Annotated in this window: 18 protein-coding genes; 7 read left to right on the top strand and 11 right to left on the bottom strand. The window is 63.0% G+C overall.

The features are described 5' to 3' along the window. Positions 1 to 98: 98 nt before the first annotated feature. From AB6804_RS29030 to AB6804_RS29010, 5 genes are all read left to right on the top strand, one after another. Entirely contained in the window at positions 99 to 1,379 is a 1,281-nt protein-coding gene (locus tag AB6804_RS29030; protein WP_370889390.1) for a DDE-type integrase/transposase/recombinase, read from the top strand. Between the two features lie 2 nt (positions 1,380 to 1,381). Further along, positions 1,382 to 2,176, top strand: a complete 795-nt coding sequence (locus AB6804_RS29025; RefSeq protein WP_008344716.1) for an ExeA family protein — start codon at positions 1,382 to 1,384, stop codon at positions 2,174 to 2,176. After that, positions 2,173 to 2,409: a hypothetical protein gene (locus AB6804_RS29020; RefSeq protein ID WP_008344718.1), complete on the top strand. Its 237-nt coding sequence runs from the start codon at positions 2,173 to 2,175 to the stop codon at positions 2,407 to 2,409. Before AB6804_RS29025 ends, AB6804_RS29020 begins: the two co-directional genes overlap by 4 nt. A 303-nt stretch (positions 2,410 to 2,712) precedes the next feature. Next, the gene (locus tag AB6804_RS29015; protein ID WP_370889389.1) at positions 2,713 to 4,080 is read left to right on the top strand and encodes a hypothetical protein; all 1,368 of its coding nucleotides are present in this window, start codon (positions 2,713 to 2,715) and stop codon (positions 4,078 to 4,080) included. Between the two features lie 956 nt (positions 4,081 to 5,036). Beyond that, positions 5,037 to 5,402 (top strand): BON domain-containing protein, encoded by a 366-nt coding sequence (locus AB6804_RS29010; RefSeq protein ID WP_370889388.1) that lies wholly within the window; start codon positions 5,037 to 5,039, stop codon positions 5,400 to 5,402. A 218-nt stretch (positions 5,403 to 5,620) separates the two neighbouring features. Here the strand turns inward: AB6804_RS29010 and AB6804_RS29005 are convergent, their stop codons facing one another. Beyond that, entirely contained in the window at positions 5,621 to 5,950 is a 330-nt protein-coding gene (locus AB6804_RS29005) for an ArsR/SmtB family transcription factor (RefSeq protein WP_370889387.1), read from the bottom strand. A gap of 88 nt (positions 5,951 to 6,038) precedes the next feature. Here AB6804_RS29005 and AB6804_RS29000 point away from each other — a divergent pair, with 88 nt between their 5' ends. Beyond that, entirely contained in the window at positions 6,039 to 7,136 is a 1,098-nt protein-coding gene (locus tag AB6804_RS29000; RefSeq protein WP_370889391.1) for an NADH:flavin oxidoreductase/NADH oxidase, read from the top strand. 617 nt (positions 7,137 to 7,753) lie between these two features. On the opposite strand, the gene AB6804_RS28995 is transcribed toward AB6804_RS29000, so the two are convergent. From AB6804_RS28995 to AB6804_RS28955, 9 genes are all read right to left on the bottom strand, one after another. Then, positions 7,754 to 8,785 (bottom strand): LacI family DNA-binding transcriptional regulator, encoded by a 1,032-nt coding sequence (locus tag AB6804_RS28995; RefSeq protein WP_370889386.1) that lies wholly within the window; start codon positions 8,783 to 8,785, stop codon positions 7,754 to 7,756. Continuing rightward, positions 8,782 to 9,897, bottom strand: a complete 1,116-nt coding sequence (locus AB6804_RS28990) for a glycerol dehydrogenase (protein WP_370889385.1) — start codon at positions 9,895 to 9,897, stop codon at positions 8,782 to 8,784. Before AB6804_RS28990 ends, AB6804_RS28995 begins: the two co-directional genes overlap by 4 nt. Next, complete coding sequence (locus tag AB6804_RS28985; protein WP_370889384.1) at positions 9,894 to 10,637, bottom strand: SDR family oxidoreductase; 744 nt, start codon at positions 10,635 to 10,637, stop codon at positions 9,894 to 9,896. The genes AB6804_RS28990 and AB6804_RS28985 overlap by 4 nt, the downstream gene beginning before the upstream one ends. 19 nt (positions 10,638 to 10,656) lie before the next feature. After that, positions 10,657 to 11,667 carry an NAD(P)H-quinone oxidoreductase gene (locus AB6804_RS28980; protein WP_370889383.1) on the bottom strand — a complete coding sequence of 337 codons (1,011 nt, stop codon included), beginning with the start codon at positions 11,665 to 11,667 and terminating at the stop codon, positions 10,657 to 10,659. A 5-nt stretch (positions 11,668 to 11,672) separates the two neighbouring features. After that, positions 11,673 to 12,221 carry a 2,4'-dihydroxyacetophenone dioxygenase family protein gene (locus tag AB6804_RS28975; RefSeq protein ID WP_035969837.1) on the bottom strand — a complete coding sequence of 183 codons (549 nt, stop codon included), beginning with the start codon at positions 12,219 to 12,221 and terminating at the stop codon, positions 11,673 to 11,675. Positions 12,222 to 12,266: 45 nt separating this feature from the next. Beyond that, on the bottom strand, positions 12,267 to 12,971 hold the full coding sequence (locus AB6804_RS28970; protein ID WP_188885351.1) for an ABC transporter ATP-binding protein: 705 nt from the start codon (positions 12,969 to 12,971) through the stop codon (positions 12,267 to 12,269). Further along, positions 12,955 to 14,739 (bottom strand): branched-chain amino acid ABC transporter ATP-binding protein/permease, encoded by a 1,785-nt coding sequence (locus AB6804_RS28965; protein ID WP_370889382.1) that lies wholly within the window; start codon positions 14,737 to 14,739, stop codon positions 12,955 to 12,957. The genes AB6804_RS28970 and AB6804_RS28965 overlap by 17 nt, the downstream gene beginning before the upstream one ends. Before the next feature lie 18 nt (positions 14,740 to 14,757). Further along, the gene (locus AB6804_RS28960) at positions 14,758 to 15,630 is read right to left on the bottom strand and encodes a branched-chain amino acid ABC transporter permease (RefSeq protein ID WP_370889381.1); all 873 of its coding nucleotides are present in this window, start codon (positions 15,628 to 15,630) and stop codon (positions 14,758 to 14,760) included. Positions 15,631 to 15,710: 80 nt separating this feature from the next. Beyond that, positions 15,711 to 16,928, bottom strand: coding sequence for an ABC transporter substrate-binding protein (locus AB6804_RS28955; protein WP_370889380.1), 1,218 nt, complete (start codon positions 16,926 to 16,928; stop codon positions 15,711 to 15,713). 1,160 nt (positions 16,929 to 18,088) lie between these two features. Between AB6804_RS28955 and AB6804_RS28950 the strand changes: the two genes are divergently transcribed. Beyond that, positions 18,089 to 19,252 (top strand): hypothetical protein, encoded by a 1,164-nt coding sequence (locus AB6804_RS28950; protein ID WP_370889379.1) that lies wholly within the window; start codon positions 18,089 to 18,091, stop codon positions 19,250 to 19,252. 458 nt (positions 19,253 to 19,710) lie between these two features. On the opposite strand, the gene AB6804_RS28945 is transcribed toward AB6804_RS28950, so the two are convergent. Continuing rightward, positions 19,711 to 21,279, bottom strand: coding sequence for a methyl-accepting chemotaxis protein (locus tag AB6804_RS28945; protein ID WP_370889378.1), 1,569 nt, complete (start codon positions 21,277 to 21,279; stop codon positions 19,711 to 19,713). Between the last annotated feature and the right edge of the window lie 720 nt (positions 21,280 to 21,999).

Below are 21,999 nucleotides of genomic sequence, written 5' to 3'. Positions count from 1 at the left end.
ACTATGAGCAACTCGCTGGAGTGCCGATGGCTGCTTAACTCCAGCAAAACGGTCTCCGAGGTTCCCGGTGCGCTTCAAAGGCCCTGTTTCGCCTGTCGGTGCTCGGTCCGCTCGTCAGCCGCGAACGGCTGGGCCACGGCGAGCTGCAGCAGATCGTCCAACAGCTCGCGCAGCAGGAATACGCCATTCCCGGCTCGCGCCGGCGTCATATCAGCGAGAAGACGCTGCTCAAGTGGTACTACGCATGGCGACGTGATGGTCTGACGGGACTCGCCGATCACGCCCGTACTGATGTGGGCCGCTCGAAGCTGCCTGAAGTCATACAGGGCGCCGTGCTCGCGGCCAAACGCGAGAACCCGCGCCGTTCGATCCGCCAGATCCGGCTGCTGCTGGAGGCCGCCGGCGCGATTCCGCGCGACACGCTCTCGCGCTGCGCGGTGCATCGTCTGCTCAAGGCGCACGGCATCTCACGCATTGCCGGTCCCGATGTCGTGCCTGAGGAGAAACGCAGCTTCGAGGCCGAGTATGCCGGTTCGATCTGGTACGGCGATGTGCTGCACGGCCCGACGCTGTCCTTCGGCGGCAAGCGTACAAAGACGTACCTCGTGTCGCTGATGGACGACGCCTCGCGGCTGATCGCCCATAGCGCGTTCTGCACCTCGGAGACGGCGCTCGACATTGAAGGCGTGCTCAAGCAGGCGCTGCTCAGACGCGGCGTGCCGAAGACGCTCGTCGTCGACAACGGCGCAGCCTATCGTGCCTCAACGCTGCAGGGCATCTGCGCGCAACTGTCAATCCGGCTCGTGCATTGCCGGCCGTACCAGCCGACCAGCAAGGGCAAGCTCGAGCGCTGGCACCGCACGTTACGCGAACAGTTCCTTGCCGAACTCGACGCGACGCATATCCGTGACATGGCGGACCTGAACGCCCGGCTATGGGCGTGGATCGAACAGGTCTACCATCGCCGCAAACACGGTGCACTTGGCGAGCACACGCCACTCTCACGCTACCAGCAGGACCTGCCACGCATCCGGCAGCTCGGCACACTGGCTGCGCGGCTGGATGAACTGTTCCTGCATCGCATCTCGCGCCATGTGCGTCGTGATGGCACCGTGTCGTTCGACGGCAAACGCTTTGAGGTCCCGTACGAGCTTGCCGGACAGACGGTCGTGGTTGTGGTCGATCCGCACGCCGGCACCGTTCTGCGCGTCGAGAGCCAGGCCGGGAAGGCGCTGGGCGCCGCCACGGAACTGGATACCGTGGCCAACTGCACGCGCCGGCGGCAGCGCCCACTGGCGCAGCCTGCCACCCATGCCGCGGCATCAGGGCCGAACCTGCTCGAGCTCGTGCATCAGCGTCATTACCGCACAGAGGGCTGACCATGTACCGACAACACTTCGGCCTGCGCTGCGCGCCGCTGGACAAGGATTCGACGGACCTGTGGGACGATGGCGCGCTTGCCCAGCTCACCGAGCGCTTCCAGTGGCTGCTCACCAGTCCCGGTATCGGCCTGCTGACGGGCGAACCGGGCGTGGGCAAGACCGCAGCACTACGCCATCTCGCTCGTAGCCTCAATCCGCATCGCTATCTCGTTATTTACCTCGCCGAAACGGAGTTCGGCCGCATCGACCTGTACCGATCGCTTGCACGAGCGCTCGGATTGGAACCCAGCTACCGGCGTGCCGACCTGTGGCGCGAGCTGAAGCAGCGCATCACGGAGCTCGTCGAGGGCAAGCAGTTGCTGGTGGTATGGATCATCGACGAGGCGCAGAACCTGCCCATTGAGTTCTTCCGCGACTTCCCGTCGTTCCTGAACTTCGCCTTCGATTCGCGCAACCTTCTCACCGTGTGGCTGGCCGCGCATCCAAATCTGGCCACCACGCTCGAACGTGCGCCCTATGCCGCGCTGTACGGACGTATCCAGGCGCGCGTGCAATTGAAGCCCGTCATCGAGCGCGAGCGTTTCGCGCAGTTGATCACGCACGCCCTAAAGAGCGCCGGCTGCACGCATACGTTGCTGGCCGACTCCGGGCTTGAGCTGCTACGGCAGGCTTCACGTGGTCTGCCGCGACACGCCGGGCGAATCCTGCGCACCGCGATGCAGCTGGCCGTGCCCCGGGGTCTGAATCATCTACCCGACGAGCTGCTACAACAAGCCATTGAGGAGTTCCGATGACCCGGCGCCACAAACACGCCAAGGTGTCGCGCGCGGCGCCAAAGATCATGTCCCGTCCGCCGCCATTGCCCGAAATGAGCGACGAGGCCGCCGCGCAGATCCAGCAACTCCTATGTGACTGGCTCCTGTGGTTCAGCGCTGCGTATGGCGAACAGATCCGTCGTTGCAATGAACCGTGGGCTGTGCCGCCACGCGAACCGCCTCCTGCTCATCGCATCGACGCCCCTTTCTAATGACACGGCCCCGGTCTCGACAACCGGGGCCGCGTTCGTTGTGCTGCCCATCAAATGCGCGACGACGCGCAAATTTACCTTCGCTGCGTCTCGCGTTCGATCGGACACGCATTCTGCCCGATCAGCCCGCGACAAACAGCGTCGTCTCGCCTCGAATATCTCGCGATGCCGAGTCTCGTTCAGCCTGCGACGTAACACGAGGCAACGAATCCGGTTGGCGGTGGAACCGTCGACACCAAGGGCGCGGCTCTGCATCTCGACAATGCCGATGTTCACGCGGCGAACTGGAATCTGAATGCGCCGGTGTTCAACGTCGGCCCGTTGACGACGGCTGCGCTGCTTAGGCAGTTGGAGCAGGGCACGTCGTTAACGCTCGTCGCCTCCCGAGGCGACATCGTGATGGAGCAGACGATGCGCTGGGCGGGCAACGCATCGCTCACGCTCAACGCCGCGGGTTCAGTCACGGTCGGTCCAATGGCGACGCTCGCCAATAGCGGGACGGCCAATCTGATTCTGCGCGCTGACATGGGCGGGCAGAACAACGGAGGCGGCGTCGCGAATCTCGGCACGATCGACTGGTCGAAGAGCTTGGGCCTCGTGTCGAGCTATCACGACGGCAACGGGCAATCTGTAGCCGGATACACGAGGAGCAATCCCGCGTGGGCCGCTCCGGCATATAGTGGCATCCGAAGCCAGTTTACGGACTACGTGCTTGTCAACACATTGGCCGACCTCAACAAGATTTCGCAGCGGCTTGATGGCACATACGCGCTGGGCCGCGACATCGATGCGAGTCCCGCCGCAAACGACTTTCAGCCGATTGGCACTGGCACTGCGAATGGCCTCACGGGGCAGCTAGACGGTCACGGGCACACCATTGCTAATGTGGGAATTTTCTCCCAGGCTTTCGTCCCCGATGGGTCTGGAGCGGGGCTTTTTTCGGCCATCGGCAACACGGGCGTCGTGCGCAATCTCAAGCTCGCCAACGAGCGCATAACCGTGTACTTCGTCCCGGTAGGCGGGCTCGCTGCCCGGTCGTCCGGGCTCGTGTCGAACGTCTATGCTGACGGTATCGTGATGGATGTGGCAAGCGGACCTTCGGCCGGATTGATAGGGACGAATTCCGGCGTGATCTATCGCGCGGGCAGCAATGTCGCGGTCTCAGGGTCTGGCGGCTCCGGCGGCCTCGTCGGTAATAACAGCGGGACCATTTTGCAATCGTTCGCGACAGGTAGCGCCGGTGGCGGTTCGCGTTCGTCGGCGGGCGGACTGGCAGCCAGCAACTCGGGGTTGATCAGTCGATCCTATTCGACGGCATCGGTATCGGCCTTTAGTGGTCAGGGCGGATTGGTCGACTCCAACAGCGGTACGATCGAGCAGTCGTTCGCAAGCGGCCCTGTCAATACGTTCCCGCTGCCGTTCTACAGGGGCGGTATCGCAGAATATAACGCCGGCAAGATCGCCGCCGACGTTTTCTGGGACCGCGATAAAACGGGACAAGCGTCCGGAGTCGGAATGGGGACACCCGTGAGCACGGCCAATGGCCTCACGACCGTGCAGATGAGCGTAGCGGCCAGCTTCGGCCCGACGTGGGATTTCGGCGCTGGCGGGACCTGGGTGATATTGCCGAACACCACGCACCCGATTCTGAGATGGCAACTACAGCAATAGCTTGCGTTCCTTACGCCAACTCTATCGACGCTAACCGCGCGGTTCGCCCCCTCACACGACGCCCGCTCGATCGACGGCCACTGCATGGGCAGCGTCACAGATCGCGCCACCGTGACAGCGGTCAGCGCGACCCAACGCCCGTGATTGCCGGGCGAGCCAACGAGCGGTGATTCGCGAGCATGAATCTGCCTGATCCTTCCTGCGGGGCATTCAAGCTCAAGGAGGCTCGCGCGCATCACACGAGTCACCATGGCCTCCATGCCAGGCCCAGGCCTCTTATCAAGCTCACAGATGAGAGCAACTATCGACGGGGCAAACCGCTGTTAGATGCCGTGGACCGAACGCATTGGGGCAACTTGATGCGATACACACTGGGCCGATCAATTTTTTCCATACTCGGTGACGGTTTCACTTCCGATTGCAGCCATTCACAAGGCCATGAGCCGAACGGCCGGGATCGGTCGCGTTCGGCCGGTCGCCCGCCACGGACAGCAATCGGCCGTCTCCGGTCATGCAGAGGGCAGGTTTCCGAACGATCGAGCGTCCCTTACGCGTCGAAAGCCTGTGCTTGATCCGAAAGCCCTGCCGAGCAGGGATGAGTTAAATGCGGTCCCATGGATGAAACAGGACCAGACCACGAGCTTCCTTTTTCGCGACCCCACGCGCCTCGGACCAGCAGGTACCCGGATCTTGCCAACGCTTGCCGGGCGGCTCTTCACATAACCGATCAACGCGCCAAGCCGACATGCCGACATGCCGACGAAGGATGCTTGCCTTCTGCGCTCGGCGTTCGCGCCCTGCGAACCAACAAGTAGCACGAACATTCTGAAACGACGCATTGGGCCGGAATTGAGCTTGGTTATCCTCAAGATTGAAGTATCTCTTGGAAGTCACGCATGGCCGCCTAGAATTCAGCGTGCCCCTCAATGAGATTCAAGCGAACCTGGAGCTAAGCGATGAAGACGATCAATGTGCTCAGACTTGCCGCGATCGCCCTGGCGACCGTATTTTCCGTCAACGTTTGGTCGCAAAAGGCCGGCACGACCGCCGCGTCCTCAGGCGCGCCGACGGCGAGTGCGGGAATGTCGAAGAAGCAGATTCGTACAGCCAATAGAGCGCTGAGCCGGAAAGTGTCCCAGGCGCTTCAGAAAGGCGGCGTTCAGACGAACGGCATCAGCGTGATCGCGAAAAGCGGTGTAATCACGCTCAGCGGGCACGCCGCCGATCAGACCCAGATCGACAAGGCCGCCGCTATCGCGAAAACCGTGGATGGCGTCTCGTCGGTGAAGAACGTTCTGACGGTCCAGTATGGAGGACAGTAAGCTTCGCGCCGCCGGAACTGAAGGATTCGATCTCACCACCTCGTGAATACCGGAGCGAGCACCCCTTATTCTGTACAGCGAAGATTGATCAGGCTGACGCTCTATGACGCGCCGTCTGGTGCTGACACCGCTGCCTCGGGAAAGGGTTCGCCGCTACGGCTTTCAGGGTGTGCACCGTCGCGCTGGCGTCCAGCTTTCCACCGGCCTTCAGCCGACTTTCACGCCGATTCACTCAACGCGGGTTCTTCGGCAATCTGCCTAATGACCGCCGCCATCAGGCCCGGAAAGCGGGCATCCAGTTCGGCGCGCCGCAATGAATTCTGATGCACGGTGCCGGCAACGCGCGTGCGCACCAGACCAGCTTCGCGCAGGATCCGGAAATGATGGGAGACGCTCGACTTGGGGCGTCCACCGTCGAGGTCGCCGCAGGTGGCTTCGTCGACCGTTGCAAGTCGGCGGACGATCTCAAGGCGCACCGGGTCGCTCAGCGCGTGGAAGAGCCGCGCAAGCGTGAAGTCCTCGGCGCCAGGATGGGAATAAGTGCGCATTGTGCAAAGGGTAGAGGTTTCTGCCATACTCAATAGTTCGATATTCATCGAACTAACGTACAAGCCTTATCCAGAGGAGTTTAGCCTGATGTCCGCATTATTTCAGCCCTACAAGCTCAAGGACGTTTCCCTACGCAACCGCATCGCCATTCCGCCGATGTGCCAGTACACCGCCGAAGACGGTCTGATCAACGACTGGCACCGCGTGCACCTGGCCGGTCTGGCGCGCGGGGGCGCGGGGCTGGTGATCGTCGAGGCAACGGCTGTGTCGCCCGAGGGCCGGATTACACCGGGCTGTGCGGGTATCTGGACCGACGAGCAGGCGCAGGCATTTGCGCCCGTGGTCGCATCGATCAAGGCAGCGGGCGCCGTGCCGGGCATTCAGATCGGTCACGCGGGCCGCAAAGCCAGCGCAAACCGACCGTGGGAAGGTGACGACCACATCGCCGACAGCGATCCCCGGGGCTGGGCGACCCTCGCCCCATCGGCGATCGCCTTCGGCGGTGGCCTGTCGAAAGTGCCCAAGGCGATGACGCTCGACGACATCGCACGCGTTCGCGAAGACTTCGTCGCGGCGGCCAGGCGCGCGCTCGAGGCCGGCTTCGAATGGCTCGAGTTGCACTTCGCGCACGGCTATCTCGGCCAGAGCTTCTTTTCCACGCATTCCAATCAACGCGACGACGCATACGGCGGCAGCCTCGAGAACCGCAGCCGCTTCCTGCTGGAAACGCTGGCCGCCGTACGCAAGGTATGGCCCGAGCATCTCCCGTTGACGGCGCGATTCGGCGTGATCGAGTACGACGGACGCGACGAGGAAACCCTCGCTGAGTCGATAGAACTGGCGAAGAACTTCAAGCGCGAAGGGCTGGATATGCTCAGTGTCAGCGTGGGCTTTTCCACGCCGAAGGCGGCCATCCCGTGGGCGCCGGCGTTTCTTGCGCCGATCGCGGAGCGTGTGCGCCGCGAGGCTGGCATTGCCGTCTCTTCGGCGTGGGGCATCGATACGCCGGAACTGGCCGACCGCTCCGTCAAGAACGGTCAGTTGGACCTGGTGATGGTCGGGCGCGCGCATCTGGCTGATCCGCACTGGCCGTACCATGCGGCGAAGAAACTGGGTATCGAACGACCGTCGTGGACGCTGCCGGCGCCTTACGCGCATTGGCTCGAACGTTACGCGGTTGCTTGATTGAAGTCGACGCCGATCACGGCGGTTTCTGCTGATCCGACCGGCGGCGCACGCATCGGGTTGGCGTTTCTCGCGTAATCGTGAGATGAGTCGTGCTGCGGACACATGCCTGCAGCGCGACTCTATTCATTGCGCATACCTTGAATAAACGAAGCTGCACGGACCGAATGCACTCCATGCAAGCATCTCCGGTCGGACGCCAATGCCGCGGAATGAACCCGGAACTCATACGCGTGCTGGTTGCGGCGTCATCGGGCCCGGCCTTTCGATCAGGATCCGTGTTTCGGCGTCGAAACCACCGTCCAGCGGATCGAAATGACCGTTGCTCTTCATCAAGAGACGTCCGGCCCACCGAGGGGCTTTCCGTGCAGGCATAGCAGTTCCACCACCATCTCGACGCGCTCCATGCACACGCGTTCGCAGCGCATGCACAACTAAGAATAATCAGGCTTCGATCAAGGCAATTCTGTGGGACCTGGACGGCACGCTCATCGGGACTTTTTCCGATCCGTTTCGTGCCCGGGCGCATCGAACCGATCCCTGGCCCGTCGACCGTGCATCGCCGCGCCGAGGATGCGACGACGTGACGACGCGCGCGCTCCAGGGCAATGCGCCGGTCAGCTTCCGGCTTGCCGGCCCAGCGGCCTCGAAAGCGTGTCCCGTTCGACAACCGGCGCGTCCAGCACGATCTCATCCTCACCGTTTCTGCCGTCGATCAGCGCCATCAGATGCCGCGCCGCACGGGCGCCGATTTCGAGCGACGGCACGCGCACCGTCGTAAGGGGCGGCTGCGTGAGCCGGGCCTGCTCGATATCGTCGAAGCCCGTCACCGAGAGGTCCTCGGGCACGCGAATGTTCTTCGCCCGGCATTCGTCGAGCAGACCGATGGCCTGCAGGTCCGTGCCGCAAATCACGACGCTCGGACGCTCTTCGCTGTCCCACAATTCGCGCAGCGCCTGCCGACCGCCTTCGAACGTGAACGGCGCTTCGACGATCCAGTCGGGTCTCAGGTCGAGGCCGGCTTCTCTCAGCGCGGCGCGCGTGCCGGCCTGCCGTGCGCGCACTCGCTCGTTGCCCGCTGTCGAGCCGCCGCACATGGCCACGCGCCGATGCCCGAATTCGACGATGCGCCGCGCCAGGCGATAAGCGGCCTCGAAGTTCGAGAAGCCGACACAATGCGGATACTGCGTTTCGTCGACCGACCACGTCAGCACATAGGGCAAGTCGTATTGGCGCGTCAGCTCGATGACTTCGGGCGGATGATCGGTGCCGACGAGCACGAGGCCATCGACGCCGCGTTCGAGGATCGCGCGCAGCACTTCCAGTTCGCGCGCCGGCCTATATTCGTGACTCGCGATGAGCAACTGATACCCGTAGCCCCACAACGTCTGCTGCAAGGACTGGATGGAATCGGCGTAGATGGGATTGTTGAGCGTCGGATAGATGGCCGCGACGGTGCGCGTCTTGCGCGACGCCAGCGCCTGCGCCGCGCCGTTTCGCACGTAGCCGAGCTGTTCGACCGCGCGTTGCACGCTCGAGAGCGTCTGCGGCTTGACCTGGTCCGGCACGGACAAGGCGCGCGACGCGCTGCCGAGCGAGACGCCGGCGAGCCGCGCAACATCGGCGAGCGTGGCGCGGGTCGGCTTCATGACGCGCTGCGTGTGCGTCCGTAGGCATCGGCGCGAGCGATGCCGTCGATCAGCCGCTGCGCCGTCAACGGCGGCGTCATGTGCCGGCTATAGCGCGTGGCGAGCGTGGCCTCGGCGATGAGCGCTTGTTGCGCCGGGGTGAGCGGGGCATGCTGCCCCAGTTGCGTGAGCGTGAGCGGCAATCCGACTGCGGTCATGAGCGTGGCCAACGGTTCGATCTCTTCGGGCGATGAATCTTCGACGAACAATTGTACAAGCGTGCCGAAGGCGACCAGTTCGCCGTGCATCATGGAGGCCATCGCGGGGATCGCCGTGAGACCGCGGATCAGCGCGTGCGCGAGCGACAAGCCGCCGCTCTCGAAGCCGACGCCGCTCAACAGCACGGTCGCTTCGACCACGCGTTCGACGGCATCGGTGAGTTCGCCTCGCCCGACATCCGCATAGGCGCGCGCGCCGTCTTCGAGCAGGATCGCGAGCGTCGCACGGGTGAGCAGCAGCGCGCCCGGCAGCGGCGGCGTGCCGTATGAATTCAGGCCGGCAGCACGCTGACACTGCGCCGCTTCGAACTTCTTGCTCAACGCATCGCCGATGCCGGCCGCGAACAGGCGCGCGGGCGCGGCGGCGATCAACGCCGTATCGACGATCACCGCATCCGGATTGCGCGGCAACATCTCGATGCCCGCGACGCGATGCGCTTCGTCATACAGGATGATGAGCCGGCTCGTCGGCGCATCGCTCGAAGCGGCCGATGGCGCGATGACGATCGGCGCGTCCAGCGCCCGCGCAACGCCCTTCGCCGTGTCGATGGTCTTGCCGCCGCCGATCGCCACGACCCCATCGGCATGCCGCTCGCGCGCATCGCCGGACAGCTTCGCGATGACGGCCGCCGTGCATTCGCCCGGAAACGCGGCCAGATGCGGCGCAACGCCCGCGGCTTCGAGCGATTGCACGACGTCCGCCGACACGCGAACGGCCACCGCCCCATCGACGAGCACGAATGCGCGGCGCGCGCCGAGGTCCGCGAGCGTCGGTCCGAGAGATGCCAATGCGCCAGGTCCTTGCGTGTATCGCCCGGGAAAGCCGATGGTTCGCAATGGCGCGTGCGTCGTCATGTCATCAGCCATCCGCCGGCCACGTCGATCACCTGGCCCGTGACGAACGCCGCGTCATCGGACGTGAGGAAGAGGCACGTCGATGCGACCTCGTCCGGCGCGCCCAAACGTCGCAACGGCGTTTCGCGCGCCACTTTCTCATTGGCCTCGCGCGCGACGCCGCGCACGAGCGGCGTGTCGATGCGCCCCGGCGCGATCGCGTTCACCGTGATGCCATGCGGGCCGAGTTCGCCCGCGAGATGCCGCGTCATGCCGATCAGCGCGGCCTTCGTCGTGCTGTAGTGCGCGGCGACGATGTCGAGATAGGCCTTGCCCGCCACCGACGACATCGACACGATGCGGCCAAAGCGCCGCTCGACCATGCCCGGCGCAAGAATGCGGCAGAAGTTGAAGACGCTGTTCACGTTGACGTCCATGACGCGGCGCCATTCTTCGGGCGTCATCTGCCAGACCGGCATCGGCTTGCCCGCGTGTTTCGGCGAGATGCCCGCGTTGTTGACGAGCGTATCGATCGGTCCGAGCGCCGCTTCGATCGAACGGCACGCGGCCTCGCACTCGGTGAAGTCGCCGACGTCGGCGCGCGCGAAATGCACGCGCAGGCCCGCATCGGCGAGGCGCCGTGCCAGCGCCGCCCCCGTTTCTTCGTTGACGTCGACGATGCCGACTGCGGCGCCGTCGCGCGCATAACGCTCGACGAGCGCCTCGCCAATGCCGCCGCTGCCGCCCGTTACCAGAACCACACGCTTGTCGTGCCGCACGTTATCGGTCTCCCACTTTCAGCATGATTTTGCCGATGTGCCGGCTCGATTCCATCAGTTCGTGCGCACCCTGCACGTCGGTGAAAGGCAGCACGCGATGAATCACCGGAAGGGCGCGGCCCGCTTCGAGGAGCGGCCACACCTGCGCGTGCAGCGCCTGGGCGATGGCCGCCTTCTGCTCGACGCTGCGCGCACGCAAGGTCGATCCGGTGAACGTGAGACGGCGCAGCATGATCGGCATGGCGTCCAGTTCGATGCGGCTGCCTTCCAGAAACGCGATCTGCACAAGCCGGCCTTCGAGCGCGAGCGCGCGGATGTTGCGCGGGATATAGTCGCCGCCGACCATGTCGAGGATGATGTCGACGCCCCGGCCATCGGTGAGGTTCGCGACGGCCTCGACGAAATCCTCGTCGCGATAGTTGATGACGTGATCCGCGCCCGCGTCACGGCACGCCGCTGCCTTCTCCGCATTGCCGACGGTCGTGAACACGCGCGCGCCGAACGCGTGCGCGAGCTGAATCGCGGTCAGCCCGATGCCGCTCGATCCGCCATGCACGAGGAAGGTCTCGCCCGCTTGCAGCCGGCCGCGCTCGAACACGTTCGTCCATACGGTCAAGTAGGTCTCGGGCAAGGCGGCGGCCTGCAACAGCGTGAAACCTTTCGGCACCGGCAGGCAATGCGACGCATCGGTGATGCAGTATTGCGCGTAGCCGCCGCCCGGAACCAGCGCGCAAACTTCATCGCCCACGCCCCACTGCGTCACCCGCGCGCCCGTCGCGACGACGCGGCCCGACACTTCGAGCCCCAGATGCGGCGACGCGCCCGGCGGCGGCGGATACGAACCGGAACGTTGCAGCACGTCCGGGCGGTTGACGCCCGCGTAGGCGACTTCGATCAGCACGTCGTCGGCGCCGGGCGAGGGCAGCGGTCCTTGCGCGAGCCGCATGCAATCGGGAGCGCCGCCCGCGCCGTGATCGATGTATTGCATCGATGCAGGAAGAGTGGATGTCATGGCGTTCAACGGATGATCGATTCGATGTAATCGGCCGGCAGACCGATCGACGCATAGTGTTTGCGGGCCGCTTCGATTTTCGTGAAGACGTCCTCATAGCCCTGCGCGACGCCTTGCGGATCCACATACGTGTAGCCGCCCGTCACGTGGAACCACGTGATCATCTCGGGCACGTCTTCAGGCACGAAAAGCGTGTGCGTTTCGCCGGCGGGCTCGAACGCGTAGCCGCCTTGTTCCGCGACCCAGTCGTGTTCGAGGTAGTACCAGCGGCCCTTCAGCACCATCGCATGAACCGCTCCGCTATGACGATGCCGCGAGATCACGCCGCTGCGGCGCACGCGCAGCAGGTTCACGTAATAGCCCTGGCTCGCGCTGAGAATGAGCGGCTTGAACGACACGGTTTCGGTCGCGGGCACCCACAGGTTGTCGTCTTCGAGCCAGTCGGTCATCACGCCGCCGTGCACGAGATCCTTCGACATGTACGGCGCTTGCGGCAATTGATAGGCGATGACCTGTTCATCGGGTTTGACTGCGGGCTTCACTTCGGTCTGCATGAGTGGTTCTCCGTGAGTTCAGGATGCGATGCGTCGGCCATTCGATCAATGACCGAGATAGGCGCGCCGCACGTGGGGACTGTCGAGCAATTCTGCGCCGGTTCCGGTCAGCGCGATGGCGCCGTTTTCCAGCACGTAGCCGCGGTTCGCGAGCTTCAGCGTGTGAAACACGTTCTGTTCGACGAGCAGCACCGTCACGCCTCGGGCCGCGACCGTGCCGACCACCTCGAACATCTGTTCGACGAGCAAGGGCGAAAGACCGAGCGACGGCTCGTCGAAGATGAGCAGTCTCGGCGCGGACATCATGCCGCGCGCGATGGCGACCATCTGCTGCTCGCCGCCCGACAGCGAACCGGCGAGCTGCGTCAGCCGCTCGCGCACGCGCGGAAAGAGTTCGAGCACTTCGTCCATGCGTTCGCGCCGTGCGCCGCGTGCGGCGTGACGGAACGCGCCCATCAGCAGATTCTCTTCGACGCTCAGGAAAGGGAAAAGCTGACGGCCTTCGGGAACCATCGTGACGCCCATCGCGACGATCTCGTGCGCCGTCTTGCCGACGAGCTCCTTCCCCTCGAACGTGATGCTCCCGCCGCGCGCAGCGACGATGCCGCACAGCGTCTTGAGCGTCGTGGTCTTGCCCGCGCCGTTCGCGCCGACGAGCGTGACGATCTCGCCTTCCTGCACGTCGAGCGAGACGCCGCGCAGAACTTCGCTCTTGCCGTAGCCGGCCGATACGTTATGCAGCTTGAGCATCGAGATACCCCTTGCCGAGATAAGCCTGGATCACCTGAGGATCGTTGACGACATCGGACGGCTTGCCTTCCTTCAGCATGCGCCCGGCATTGATGACGATGATGCGGTCGGAGAGAGCCATCGTCGCCTGCATCATGTGCTCGATCATCAGCACGGCGACGCCCGAGTCGCGGATGCGCCGCACCATCTCGATCGCGCGCGCGATGTCGGCGGGATTGAGGCCGGCCATCACTTCGTCGAGCAGAAGGGCGCGTGGACGCGTCGCGAGCGCGCGGGCCACTTCGAGACGCTTCATGCCGCCGACGGTCAGACTGCGCGCTTCGGTATCGAGCAACGAGGTGAGGTCGGTGATTTCCGCGACTTCGCGAGCGATCGATTCGGCTTCGAGGCGCACCCGTGTATGCATGAACGCGCCGAGCATGATGTTCTCCAGCACGGAGAGGCCTGCGAACGGCTGCGCGATCTGGAACGTGCGGCCGACGCCATCCTTCGCGAACGCATCGGGCGTGCGCGGTTCGGTCCAGCGGCCATCGGCGAGGCGAATCTTGACGATGCCTTCGTTGGGCCGGATGAAGCCCGAAAGCTGGTTGAAGACCGTCGTCTTGCCCGCGCCGTTCGGGCCGATCACGCCGAGAATCTCGCCGGCATGCAGCGTGAGGGACACGTCGTCGGTGGCGACGAGACCGCCGAAGCGCTTCTTCAGATGCTCCGCGACGAGCAGCGGCGTGCCGCGCGGCAGGGCATCGGCAGGTGCGATCGACTTCGCCGGTTGCGCCGGCGGCGTGCGCGCACCGGGCAGGCGGTCGATGAAACGCAGCACGTAGCCGCCCAGGTGCCCGACGAGGCCGCGCGGGATGAACAGCACGACGAGCACCAGCACGACGCCGTAGACGAAGCCGTGCGTGCCGCTGCCGAACGAGCTGAGCCATCCGCGTGCAAGCTCGGCGATCGGCAGCACGAGCACGGTGCCCGCGAGCGGCCCGGCGACGCTGCCCAGCCCGCCGATCAGCGCGAACATCGCGATTTGCACCGACAGTTCGAGCGAGAACGCGGCGGACGGATCGATGAAGGTGAGATACATCGCGTGGAAGGAGCCGATGAGGCTCGTCAGCACGGCCGAGATCACCGCCGCGCCGATCTTCACCTTCACCGCGTTCACACCGACGGCGCGCGCCGCATCTTCACGCTCGCGCACCGCGATCAGATAGAAGCCGAAGCGCGAGCGCCGGATCAGCCACGCAGCCCACAACGTCACCAGCAGGAAGCCGAAGGCGATCAGCAGATACGCCCACTTTTCGCGGAAGACCATCCACGGCAGGCCGATATTGAGCGGCACGTTCAGGCCCGCGGAGCCGCCCGTCCAGCTTTCCTCGTGGACGGTGAGCAGGCGGCACACTTCAAGGAAGGCGATGGTGGCGAGCGCGAAGAACGGCCCGCGCAAACGCAAGGTGGGATACGCGATAACGACCGCCGCCGCCGCCGATATGACCGCGCCCGCGAACATGCCGAGCCACGGCGTGATGCCGAAGTGGATCACGAAGAGCGTCGCCGTGTACGAGCCGATGCCGTAGAACACCGCGTGCCCGAGCGACAGTTGGCCGGCGAATCCGCCGACGATATTCCATGCTGTCGCGAGCGCGCCGAAGATGCACACGAGCACGGCCAGGTGAAACGCGAACGGCGATTGCAGCGCGAACGGCGTCGCGAGCAGCGCGAGCAGCGCCAGCGCGCCCATGTAGCCGCGCGGATGCAGGAGATTAGGAAACATCGGTTGCCTCGCTGAACGTTATTCGGAGCCGCGTCCGAGACCGAAGAGGCCGGTCGGGCGCACCACGAGAATCACGAGGAAGATCGCGAAATAGACGACTTCCTTCATGTCGGGCGAGATGTAGTAGCCCGCGAGACTGTCGATGAGCCCGATCACGATCGACCCGACGAGCGCGCCCGGCAGGCTGCCGAGACCGCCCAGCACGACGATGACGAACGCGGTGAGCACGAAGTACTGGCCGACGGTCGGGAACACCGGATACTGCGCGACCAGGAGGCCCGACGCGAGTCCGACCAGCGCCGCGCCGATGCCGAACGCAAGCACGTAGGTGGTTTTTACGTTCACGCCCATCAGCGTGGCCGCGTAGCGATGCTGCGCCACCGCGCGAAACGCGCGTCCCGTGTAGGTGCGCTGCAGGAACAGATGCAGCCCGCCCGCGACAGCAAGCGCGGCGGCGAACGTGAACAGTTGCCCGCTCACGATGTTGATGTCGCCGAATTGCAAATGCTCGGTGCCGAACGTGACCTCGACTGGATGCACGTCCGCGCCGAAGACCATCAGTGCGAGATTGACGAGCGCGGTCGATACGCCGACGGTCGCGAAAATCTGGATGTGGGCATCGGCGGAGAGCAGCGGCTGGATGATGAAACGCTGGATGAGCACGCCCAGCGCGAACAACAGCACGGCAACCGGCACCGCCGATACATACGGATGCCAGCCGAGCTTCGCGGCGAGCAGCCAGACGGCGTACATGCCGACCATCAGCAGTTCGCCGTGCGCGAAGTTGACCACGCGCACGACGCCGAAGATCAGCGTGAGGCCGATGCTGATGATCGCGTACGCGCCGCCGAGCAAAAGGCCGTTGACGAGAAGTTGCAGAAGAATAGACATGCTCGTTTCCCGGACGCCGCGCGGCGCATCGGCGCCACGCGGTTCGAGTGAAAGGGGAATGAGGCTTGATCGCGGCGGAATTACTGCGCGGCAACCGGCTTGGCGATAGCAACCGATTCCGGATACACGGTCACGAGCTTGCCGCCTTGCCACTGCATGACGTTGGTGGTCGCGAGCTGGTTCTGCCCGTTGTCCGCGAACTGGAAGCCCCAGCCGGCCGCGGTCGTGCCGGTCGCTTTCTTGTAGGCGAGGACGGCTGCGCGAATCTTGTCCTTGTCGGTGGACTTCGCGTTGGCGAGCACGTCGAGGAACGCCTTCGCGCCGACGTAGTTCACGAGGCTGTGACCCGAGCGCGGCGCCATGCCGAAGTGCTTCTGATATTCGGTGGTGAACGTGTCGAGGCCGGGTGCGCCTTTCTCTTTCATGGCGACTTGCGGGAAGTCGATGTCGTACACGCCGTTCATCGGCGCACCGACGGCCTTGGCCGTATCGGAGAGCGAATAGCCGCCGCCCGCGCCGATGACGGCCTTCGGCTTGAAGCCTGCCTGCGCGGCCTGACGGAAGAACAGGATGGCATCGTTCTGATAGGCCGTTTGCAGGACAACGTCGACGTCCGCGCCCTTGAGCCGCAGGATCAGCGAGGACAAGTCCACGCTTTTGGCGGAATAGGGCAGCACCTGCACGACGTTCAGGCCGAGCTTCTTCGCACCTTCCTTCTGAAAGCCGCTGACGAGCGTCCCGTACGGGCCGTCTTCGGCGATGATCGCGATCTTAAGCGACTTCGGGTCCAGTTTCAGTTGCGGGGCGACGACCTTGGTGAGCGCTTCGAGCGTGCTGTCCGCGAAGGTCTTGGTGGTCGAGTTGCTGCGATAGAGATACTTGAAGCCGCGGCTCGTGATGGTGTCGGCGGTCGCCCCGAGTTCGAAGAAAGGCACGCCGGCGAGTTCGGTCACCTGCGTCGCGGCCGACGACACCGCCGACGAGTAGCTGCCGAACACGGCGGTTACGTTCTCGACCGAGGTCAGGCGGCGCGCTTCGCCGACGGCCTGGTTGGCGTCGACGGCATCGGCCTTCACCAGCACGACCTTGTCGCCGTTCACGCCGCCTGCGGCATTGCGTTCGTCGACGGCAAGCTGCACGCCGCGATAGCTTTCCTCGCCGAGCAACGCGAGACCGCCGCTAAACGGGAAAAGCGCGCCAATTTTCAGATCAGCCGCATGTGCGGCACCGACGCTCAGCGAGGCAAGGCAGGCGCCGAGTAAGCCGCGAAGGGCGGTGCGTGGAAAGGTCGAGGACATGCGTTGTCTCCATTGTAAGTATTTGATTCGCAGTAGGGCGAATTTGAAGCGCTTCAATTTTCAGGCATGGCAGTGGCACTTGGACGCGCGCATGTTGCGCTATCCGACCTGCTGGTGACAGAGGTCGCCGCTGTCCGCGCATAGTTGAAGCGCTTCAATATTGAGTTCTGGCTTCGACGCGCGTCAACGAGGGGTTTCCCGACTCCGATTTTTATCAGCGTCGCGCTTCGAGCAGCGCCTTCTCCTCAGAACCGCTGGATGGCCCAAACGATTCCAGCCAGCCCGCCAACAAATCGATCTTCCGTTCCCAGCGTTGCGGCAAAAGCACCGGCGGAGTGCTCTCGCTCGCCTGCGCCTTCGCACCCGGCGAACGCCGCCTAAACAAGACACGCGCTCCGGCAGGAACAGCGACCCGATGCCGGTACATCCCCAACGCTGAGGTCGAGGCCGACGTCCACGTCGTTCAGCACCACCGGGGATCCACTCAGCTAGCTCGCGGACCGCTGTCACTTCGTCTGAAGCGCCGAGGCAAAGTGCGCGGTCCGCCACGTTGTGGCAATATTTTCCGACCGCGCTTTGCAAGAGGTAAAGATGCCTGGTAGTGAAGGTGATGCGCGAAATTGTTCACATCTTCGAACCAGCCGCAACGGTCTGAATTTGCACCCAGATGGCCAGCAAATCACGTTTTCAGCGAGTAATTTTTACGGAATTAAGGATTTACATAGCTCTACTTGGGAAGAAAATTATCGATTAGACGCCATTCATCCGAAATAACGCGTCCGTTCTTTTCTCAATACGCAAACGATTGCGGGCGTTTTTTCCTCCTTACGGTATGAGCATATCCAAGCTTTGCTTTCTTCCGATTGTTACTTTCAGATACGTTTTCGGTCGCTTTTTGGCCCATATACTTCGGCCTCCTTCACCAAACGTAAAAAATTGCCGTGTCGTTGAACCGCTTTCCCCAAACGCAGGACGAAACTTCCTTTTCGAGCCTCACCAGCAAGACCGACGCTCCCTTTTCACGTAGAAAGTTCCTGACCTTCATGATGGCTGGTGCAGGAAGTGCCACATTGGCTGCCTGTGGCGGCGGCGGTGACGCTGTCGGTACCGATGCCGCAGATCCTTCGGCGGTAGCAAAGGCCGCCTCATCGAGCGGGACGGTGATTCCGCCGGCAGCATCCATCACTGATAGTTCAGGCGCCGTGTGGACGCTCGTGGGCGGCCGTGCGACGCGCAACGGCGCATCGGTGGCGACCGGTTCCCCCGCCGCGTACACCACGATCCTCTACTTGAACGGCGTGATTCACGCCAAGAACACAGCGGGCAACTGGTACAAGAGCGGCACCTCGCCGTGGATGAACCTGGGCGCCGCAGACCCGCGTACCGCGGCGAGCACCGGCTCGCAAGGCACCAGCAACACCAGCACGAACGGCGTGCTGCAAGACAAGTCATTCGGCGTGAAGGGGGATGGCACGTCCAACGATCGCGCGGCGCTTCAGGCTGCCATCGACGGCTCGGTCGGCCAGATTCTTCTCATCACCGGCAAGAGCCGCATCGACACGACCGGTCTCACGCTGCGCTCGAACACGCATATCCGCTTCGCGCCGGGCGCGTCGATCAAGATGCTCTCGCACAACACCGGCTCCTATCAGATGATGCGCGTGTGGGACGTGAGCAACGTGAACATCGAAGCACCGTACCTCGACGGCAGCAAGGAACTGAACTCCGCCGGTTCGGGCGAGTGGGGCATGGGCATCTCGATCAACGGCTCCACCGGCGTCACGATCACGAACCCGACGACGATCAACTGCTGGGGCGACGGCATCTACATCGGCAATAGCCAGAGCGGCTCGAACAAGACCAGTTCGAACGTGTCGATCAGCGGCCACCACGCGAACGGCTGCCGCCGTCAAGGCGCGACGATCACGTCCGGCAACGGGATCACGTTCACCAATCCGCTCTGGGAAAACATTGCGGGCACTGCGCCGGCATGTGGCCTCGACATCGAGCCGAACGACAACAACGCCGTGCTTCAGGCCATCAAGATCATCAGCCCGACGACTCAGGGTTGCGCGGGCGGCGGCATCCTGGTGTACCTCGGCTTCTTGCCCGGACCCGTCGCCAAGAACGTCGACATCCAGATCACGAACCATACCGACCGCTGCACGACCGATTCGTTCGACGTCCAGGGTCTTCGGTTGAATGGCTGCGTCGTTACGGGCGCGATCACCAGCACGAACCCGGTGTGGAAGAAGAACTGGTATTTCGCTGACTGGGACAGCAACGGCCCGAAGGTGTCGGTCGTGAATCCCAAGGTTGGCTAAGCTCGGAGATGTGCCGCTCGCGATTGCCGACCAGCTAGAATAAAGTGCGTGAGGCCGTGTGTGGTTACGGCAGCATCTCAAGGTGTACTAAGGTCGACCTTGCGTATCGAGTAGCGGACCGCTCTGGCAATCAGACGGTTCGTCATCGGCTGGATCAGCCGGTTGGCGGTGCGCCGAGGCAACACAACGCGTCGATCTCCTTCTGCGCTGCGTTGTTCGAGTTGCAGGCGAACAGCTGAGGCACTCCGAAACGTGCCGTTGACGCCGCGATCCGTTGAACGATCGAGATGGGTCGAAGTGTCAGTTAGCTGAGTCGGGTGTGGCGTTCGCGCCGCACGATGCGGCCAGTGGGCTGCGGAACCGTGCTCGAACCTTGGCTGCCACCGGCAGCCAAGAAATCGGGGCCATCGCAAGACCAGCGCTGGTTCATAGTCAGCGCACACTGTCTCACTGCGGAATCAAAGCGCGCTCACCTTGAAGACGGAGACCGCCTGGCGAAGGCTGTTCGCCTGCTCCGCCATAGCTTGTGCCGCGGCGCTTGCTTGCTCGACAAGAGCGGCATTCTGCTGAGTGACTTCGTCCATCTGGCTGACGGCGACGTTGACCTGTTCGATACCGGTGCTTTGCTCATTGGATGCCGAGGCGATGTCGCCCATGATGTCGGTCACGCGTTTGACCGAGCGCACCAACTCATCCATCGTGCTGCCTGCGTCGTGCACAAGCGACGACCCCGTGTTCACATGTTCCACCGAGCTGCTGATCAGGTCTTTGATCTCCTTTGCAGCAGTCGCGCTGCGCTGTGCGAGCGTGCGCACTTCTCCTGCGACGACCGCGAACCCGCGCCCTTGCTCGCCGGCTCGGGCGGCTTCCACGGCTGCATTCAACGCAAGAATGTTCGTTTGAAACGCGATCCCTTCGATCACCGAGATGATTTCCGCCACCTTCGTTGAGCTGTCCGCGATATCACGCATTGTCGAGACGACGCGCTGGACGACTTCGCCGCCTTCGGCCGCAGTACCGGAGGCTGACGTCGCAAGAGAGCTCGCCTGAAGAGCGTTCTCGGTGTTCAGCCGTACGGTAGAGGTAAGTTCCTCCATACTCGACGCGGTTTCTTCCAGTGACGCGGCCTGCTCTTCGGTTCGTTGCGACAGGTCGACGTTGCCCTGTGCGATTTCGCCGGCGGCTACCGAAATCGATTCGGCGGAAGTCTTGATGCCGGCGACAACGATGCTAAGTTGCCTGCGCATGGCCTCGAGGGATGCCATAAGACTGCTGGCATCGCGTCCCGTAAGATCCATCTTCATCGTCAAGTTGCCTTCGGCGATTTGACGCGCCATTTCTTGCGCTTCGGCCGGTTCCCCGCCCAATTGCTTCACAATGCTGCGGGTGATGACGATCGCTGCCACCAAACCGGTCAACAAAGCAAGGGCGACGATTGAACACATCGCAATGCGGATCGATTTATACGACGCGGCGGCTTCGTTAGCAGCCTGCTCGTTAAGTTCTTCTTCGAAAGAAGCAAGTTCTGCCAGGTGGCTGAGCCATACGGACTGTTTCGGTCTCGCCTCTTGCAGAAGGACTTTGGTCGCGGCATCTGCATCGTTCGCCAGACCGAGGGCACTGGCCTTGGCTAGCAGCGGGAGTGCTGCGGCTTCATCTTCCTTGATTGCCGCAAACAGCGCCGTCTCTCGCGCAGTTGTGCGAGGGTTAGAGGCGAACGTCTTTCCGAGAGCCTGGTATGCACGGGCATATATGGCCTCTTGTCGTTTAATGCGTTCTGCCTCCTTTGACATTGCAGCGAAATCGGTCAAAAGCGCAAGATTGCGAATCGCAATTGCCCGATCCTGCACTGACGATTTCATCTCGTTGGCTAGCTTGGTTTGGGTGTTATTAACGCTCGATATGTCGTTGAGGTTCCGGTAGATCGAGGACATACCGTAAAAAGCGAGCCCGGCAATAGTGATCAACAGCACAAGCAAGCTGACAAAACCAATAGAAAGGCGAGTGGAGATGCGAAATTTTTTCATGGGTGTTTAAATAAATTGATATTTGGATTACGACAAAAGTTGGACGAACTTAAGCGTCATCGGAGACCGTCGTCGGATCGGTGCTCCCGTTTGGCGAGAGTTGGCGGGGGAGTTACGATGTGCGCGCTTCTTCGCGCCGAAGCGGCTCGCTCTTGATGCGCGACGCTGTCGCAGGTACTACGCAGCCTGAAAATGGCGATATATGGGCAATACGCTGATCACGATCGGTATGTCCGGTGGAAGAGACGCGAACACGCTCATGGGAATGCGCGCGTGTAACAGCGAAGACCGCGGCCACCGACAGGAGATTTAAATACGGACATCCGCTACCGGCGCACAGGGCTTACGATCTGCACGAGGCGGTTTCTCATTGTGAGAGCACACTAGCGTCCATGATTGTTGTGGCGCGCACGCCTTAAAACCTCTAAACGGCCGTCGCCGTTTCAAGCCACAGATCGTTTTGAAGAACCGACGAGCGTCGAAGTCGAGACCCGACTGATGCTTTCGCAGGCGCGCCGGCTAGGAAGATTTAGGCGCAACTTGAGCGCGGTAAATACGCCGATTTATTTGTGAACTGCAAAGAGTGCAGTGGCCCTTTAAGCACCGACCAGGGAAACCGTTCTCTAGATCGCCGGCATTCGATCGGCAGCCTCAAATCTGAAGTGCAACACCCGTTTCGTATAAGGTGTTGCGATGCACGAAAGAACTCAGTATCAGCAG

Source organism: Caballeronia sp. RCC_10 (assembly GCF_041360715.1).
Classification (GTDB): Bacteria; Pseudomonadota; Gammaproteobacteria; order Burkholderiales; family Burkholderiaceae; genus Caballeronia; species Caballeronia grimmiae.
Note: the sequence above shows the minus strand (reverse complement) of the source record. Positions and strands in the feature narration are given on the sequence as shown.

Bases quoted from the DNA above. Each gene is read 5' to 3' on its own strand.
- AB6804_RS29020 (WP_008344718.1), top strand. From the start codon at position 2,173: ATGACCCGGCGCCACAAACACGCCAAGGTGTCGCGCGCGGCGCCAAAG.
- AB6804_RS29005 (WP_370889387.1), bottom strand. From the start codon at position 5,950: ATGCGCACTTATTCCCATCCTGGCGCCGAGGACTTCACGCTTGCGCGG.
- AB6804_RS28960 (WP_370889381.1), bottom strand. From the start codon at position 15,630: ATGTCTATTCTTCTGCAACTTCTCGTCAACGGCCTTTTGCTCGGCGGC.
- AB6804_RS28970 (WP_188885351.1), bottom strand. From the start codon at position 12,971: ATGCTCAAGCTGCATAACGTATCGGCCGGCTACGGCAAGAGCGAAGTT.
- AB6804_RS28980 (WP_370889383.1), bottom strand. From the start codon at position 11,667: ATGACATCCACTCTTCCTGCATCGATGCAATACATCGATCACGGCGCG.
- AB6804_RS28965 (WP_370889382.1), bottom strand. From the start codon at position 14,739: ATGTTTCCTAATCTCCTGCATCCGCGCGGCTACATGGGCGCGCTGGCG.
- AB6804_RS28955 (WP_370889380.1), bottom strand. From the start codon at position 16,928: ATGTCCTCGACCTTTCCACGCACCGCCCTTCGCGGCTTACTCGGCGCC.
- AB6804_RS29010 (WP_370889388.1), top strand. From the start codon at position 5,037: ATGAAGACGATCAATGTGCTCAGACTTGCCGCGATCGCCCTGGCGACC.
- AB6804_RS28945 (WP_370889378.1), bottom strand. From the start codon at position 21,279: ATGAAAAAATTTCGCATCTCCACTCGCCTTTCTATTGGTTTTGTCAGC.
- AB6804_RS28975 (WP_035969837.1), bottom strand. From the start codon at position 12,221: ATGCAGACCGAAGTGAAGCCCGCAGTCAAACCCGATGAACAGGTCATC.
- AB6804_RS29000 (WP_370889391.1), top strand. From the start codon at position 6,039: ATGTCCGCATTATTTCAGCCCTACAAGCTCAAGGACGTTTCCCTACGC.
- AB6804_RS29025 (WP_008344716.1), top strand. From the start codon at position 1,382: ATGTACCGACAACACTTCGGCCTGCGCTGCGCGCCGCTGGACAAGGAT.
- AB6804_RS28995 (WP_370889386.1), bottom strand. From the start codon at position 8,785: ATGAAGCCGACCCGCGCCACGCTCGCCGATGTTGCGCGGCTCGCCGGC.
- AB6804_RS28990 (WP_370889385.1), bottom strand. From the start codon at position 9,897: ATGACGACGCACGCGCCATTGCGAACCATCGGCTTTCCCGGGCGATAC.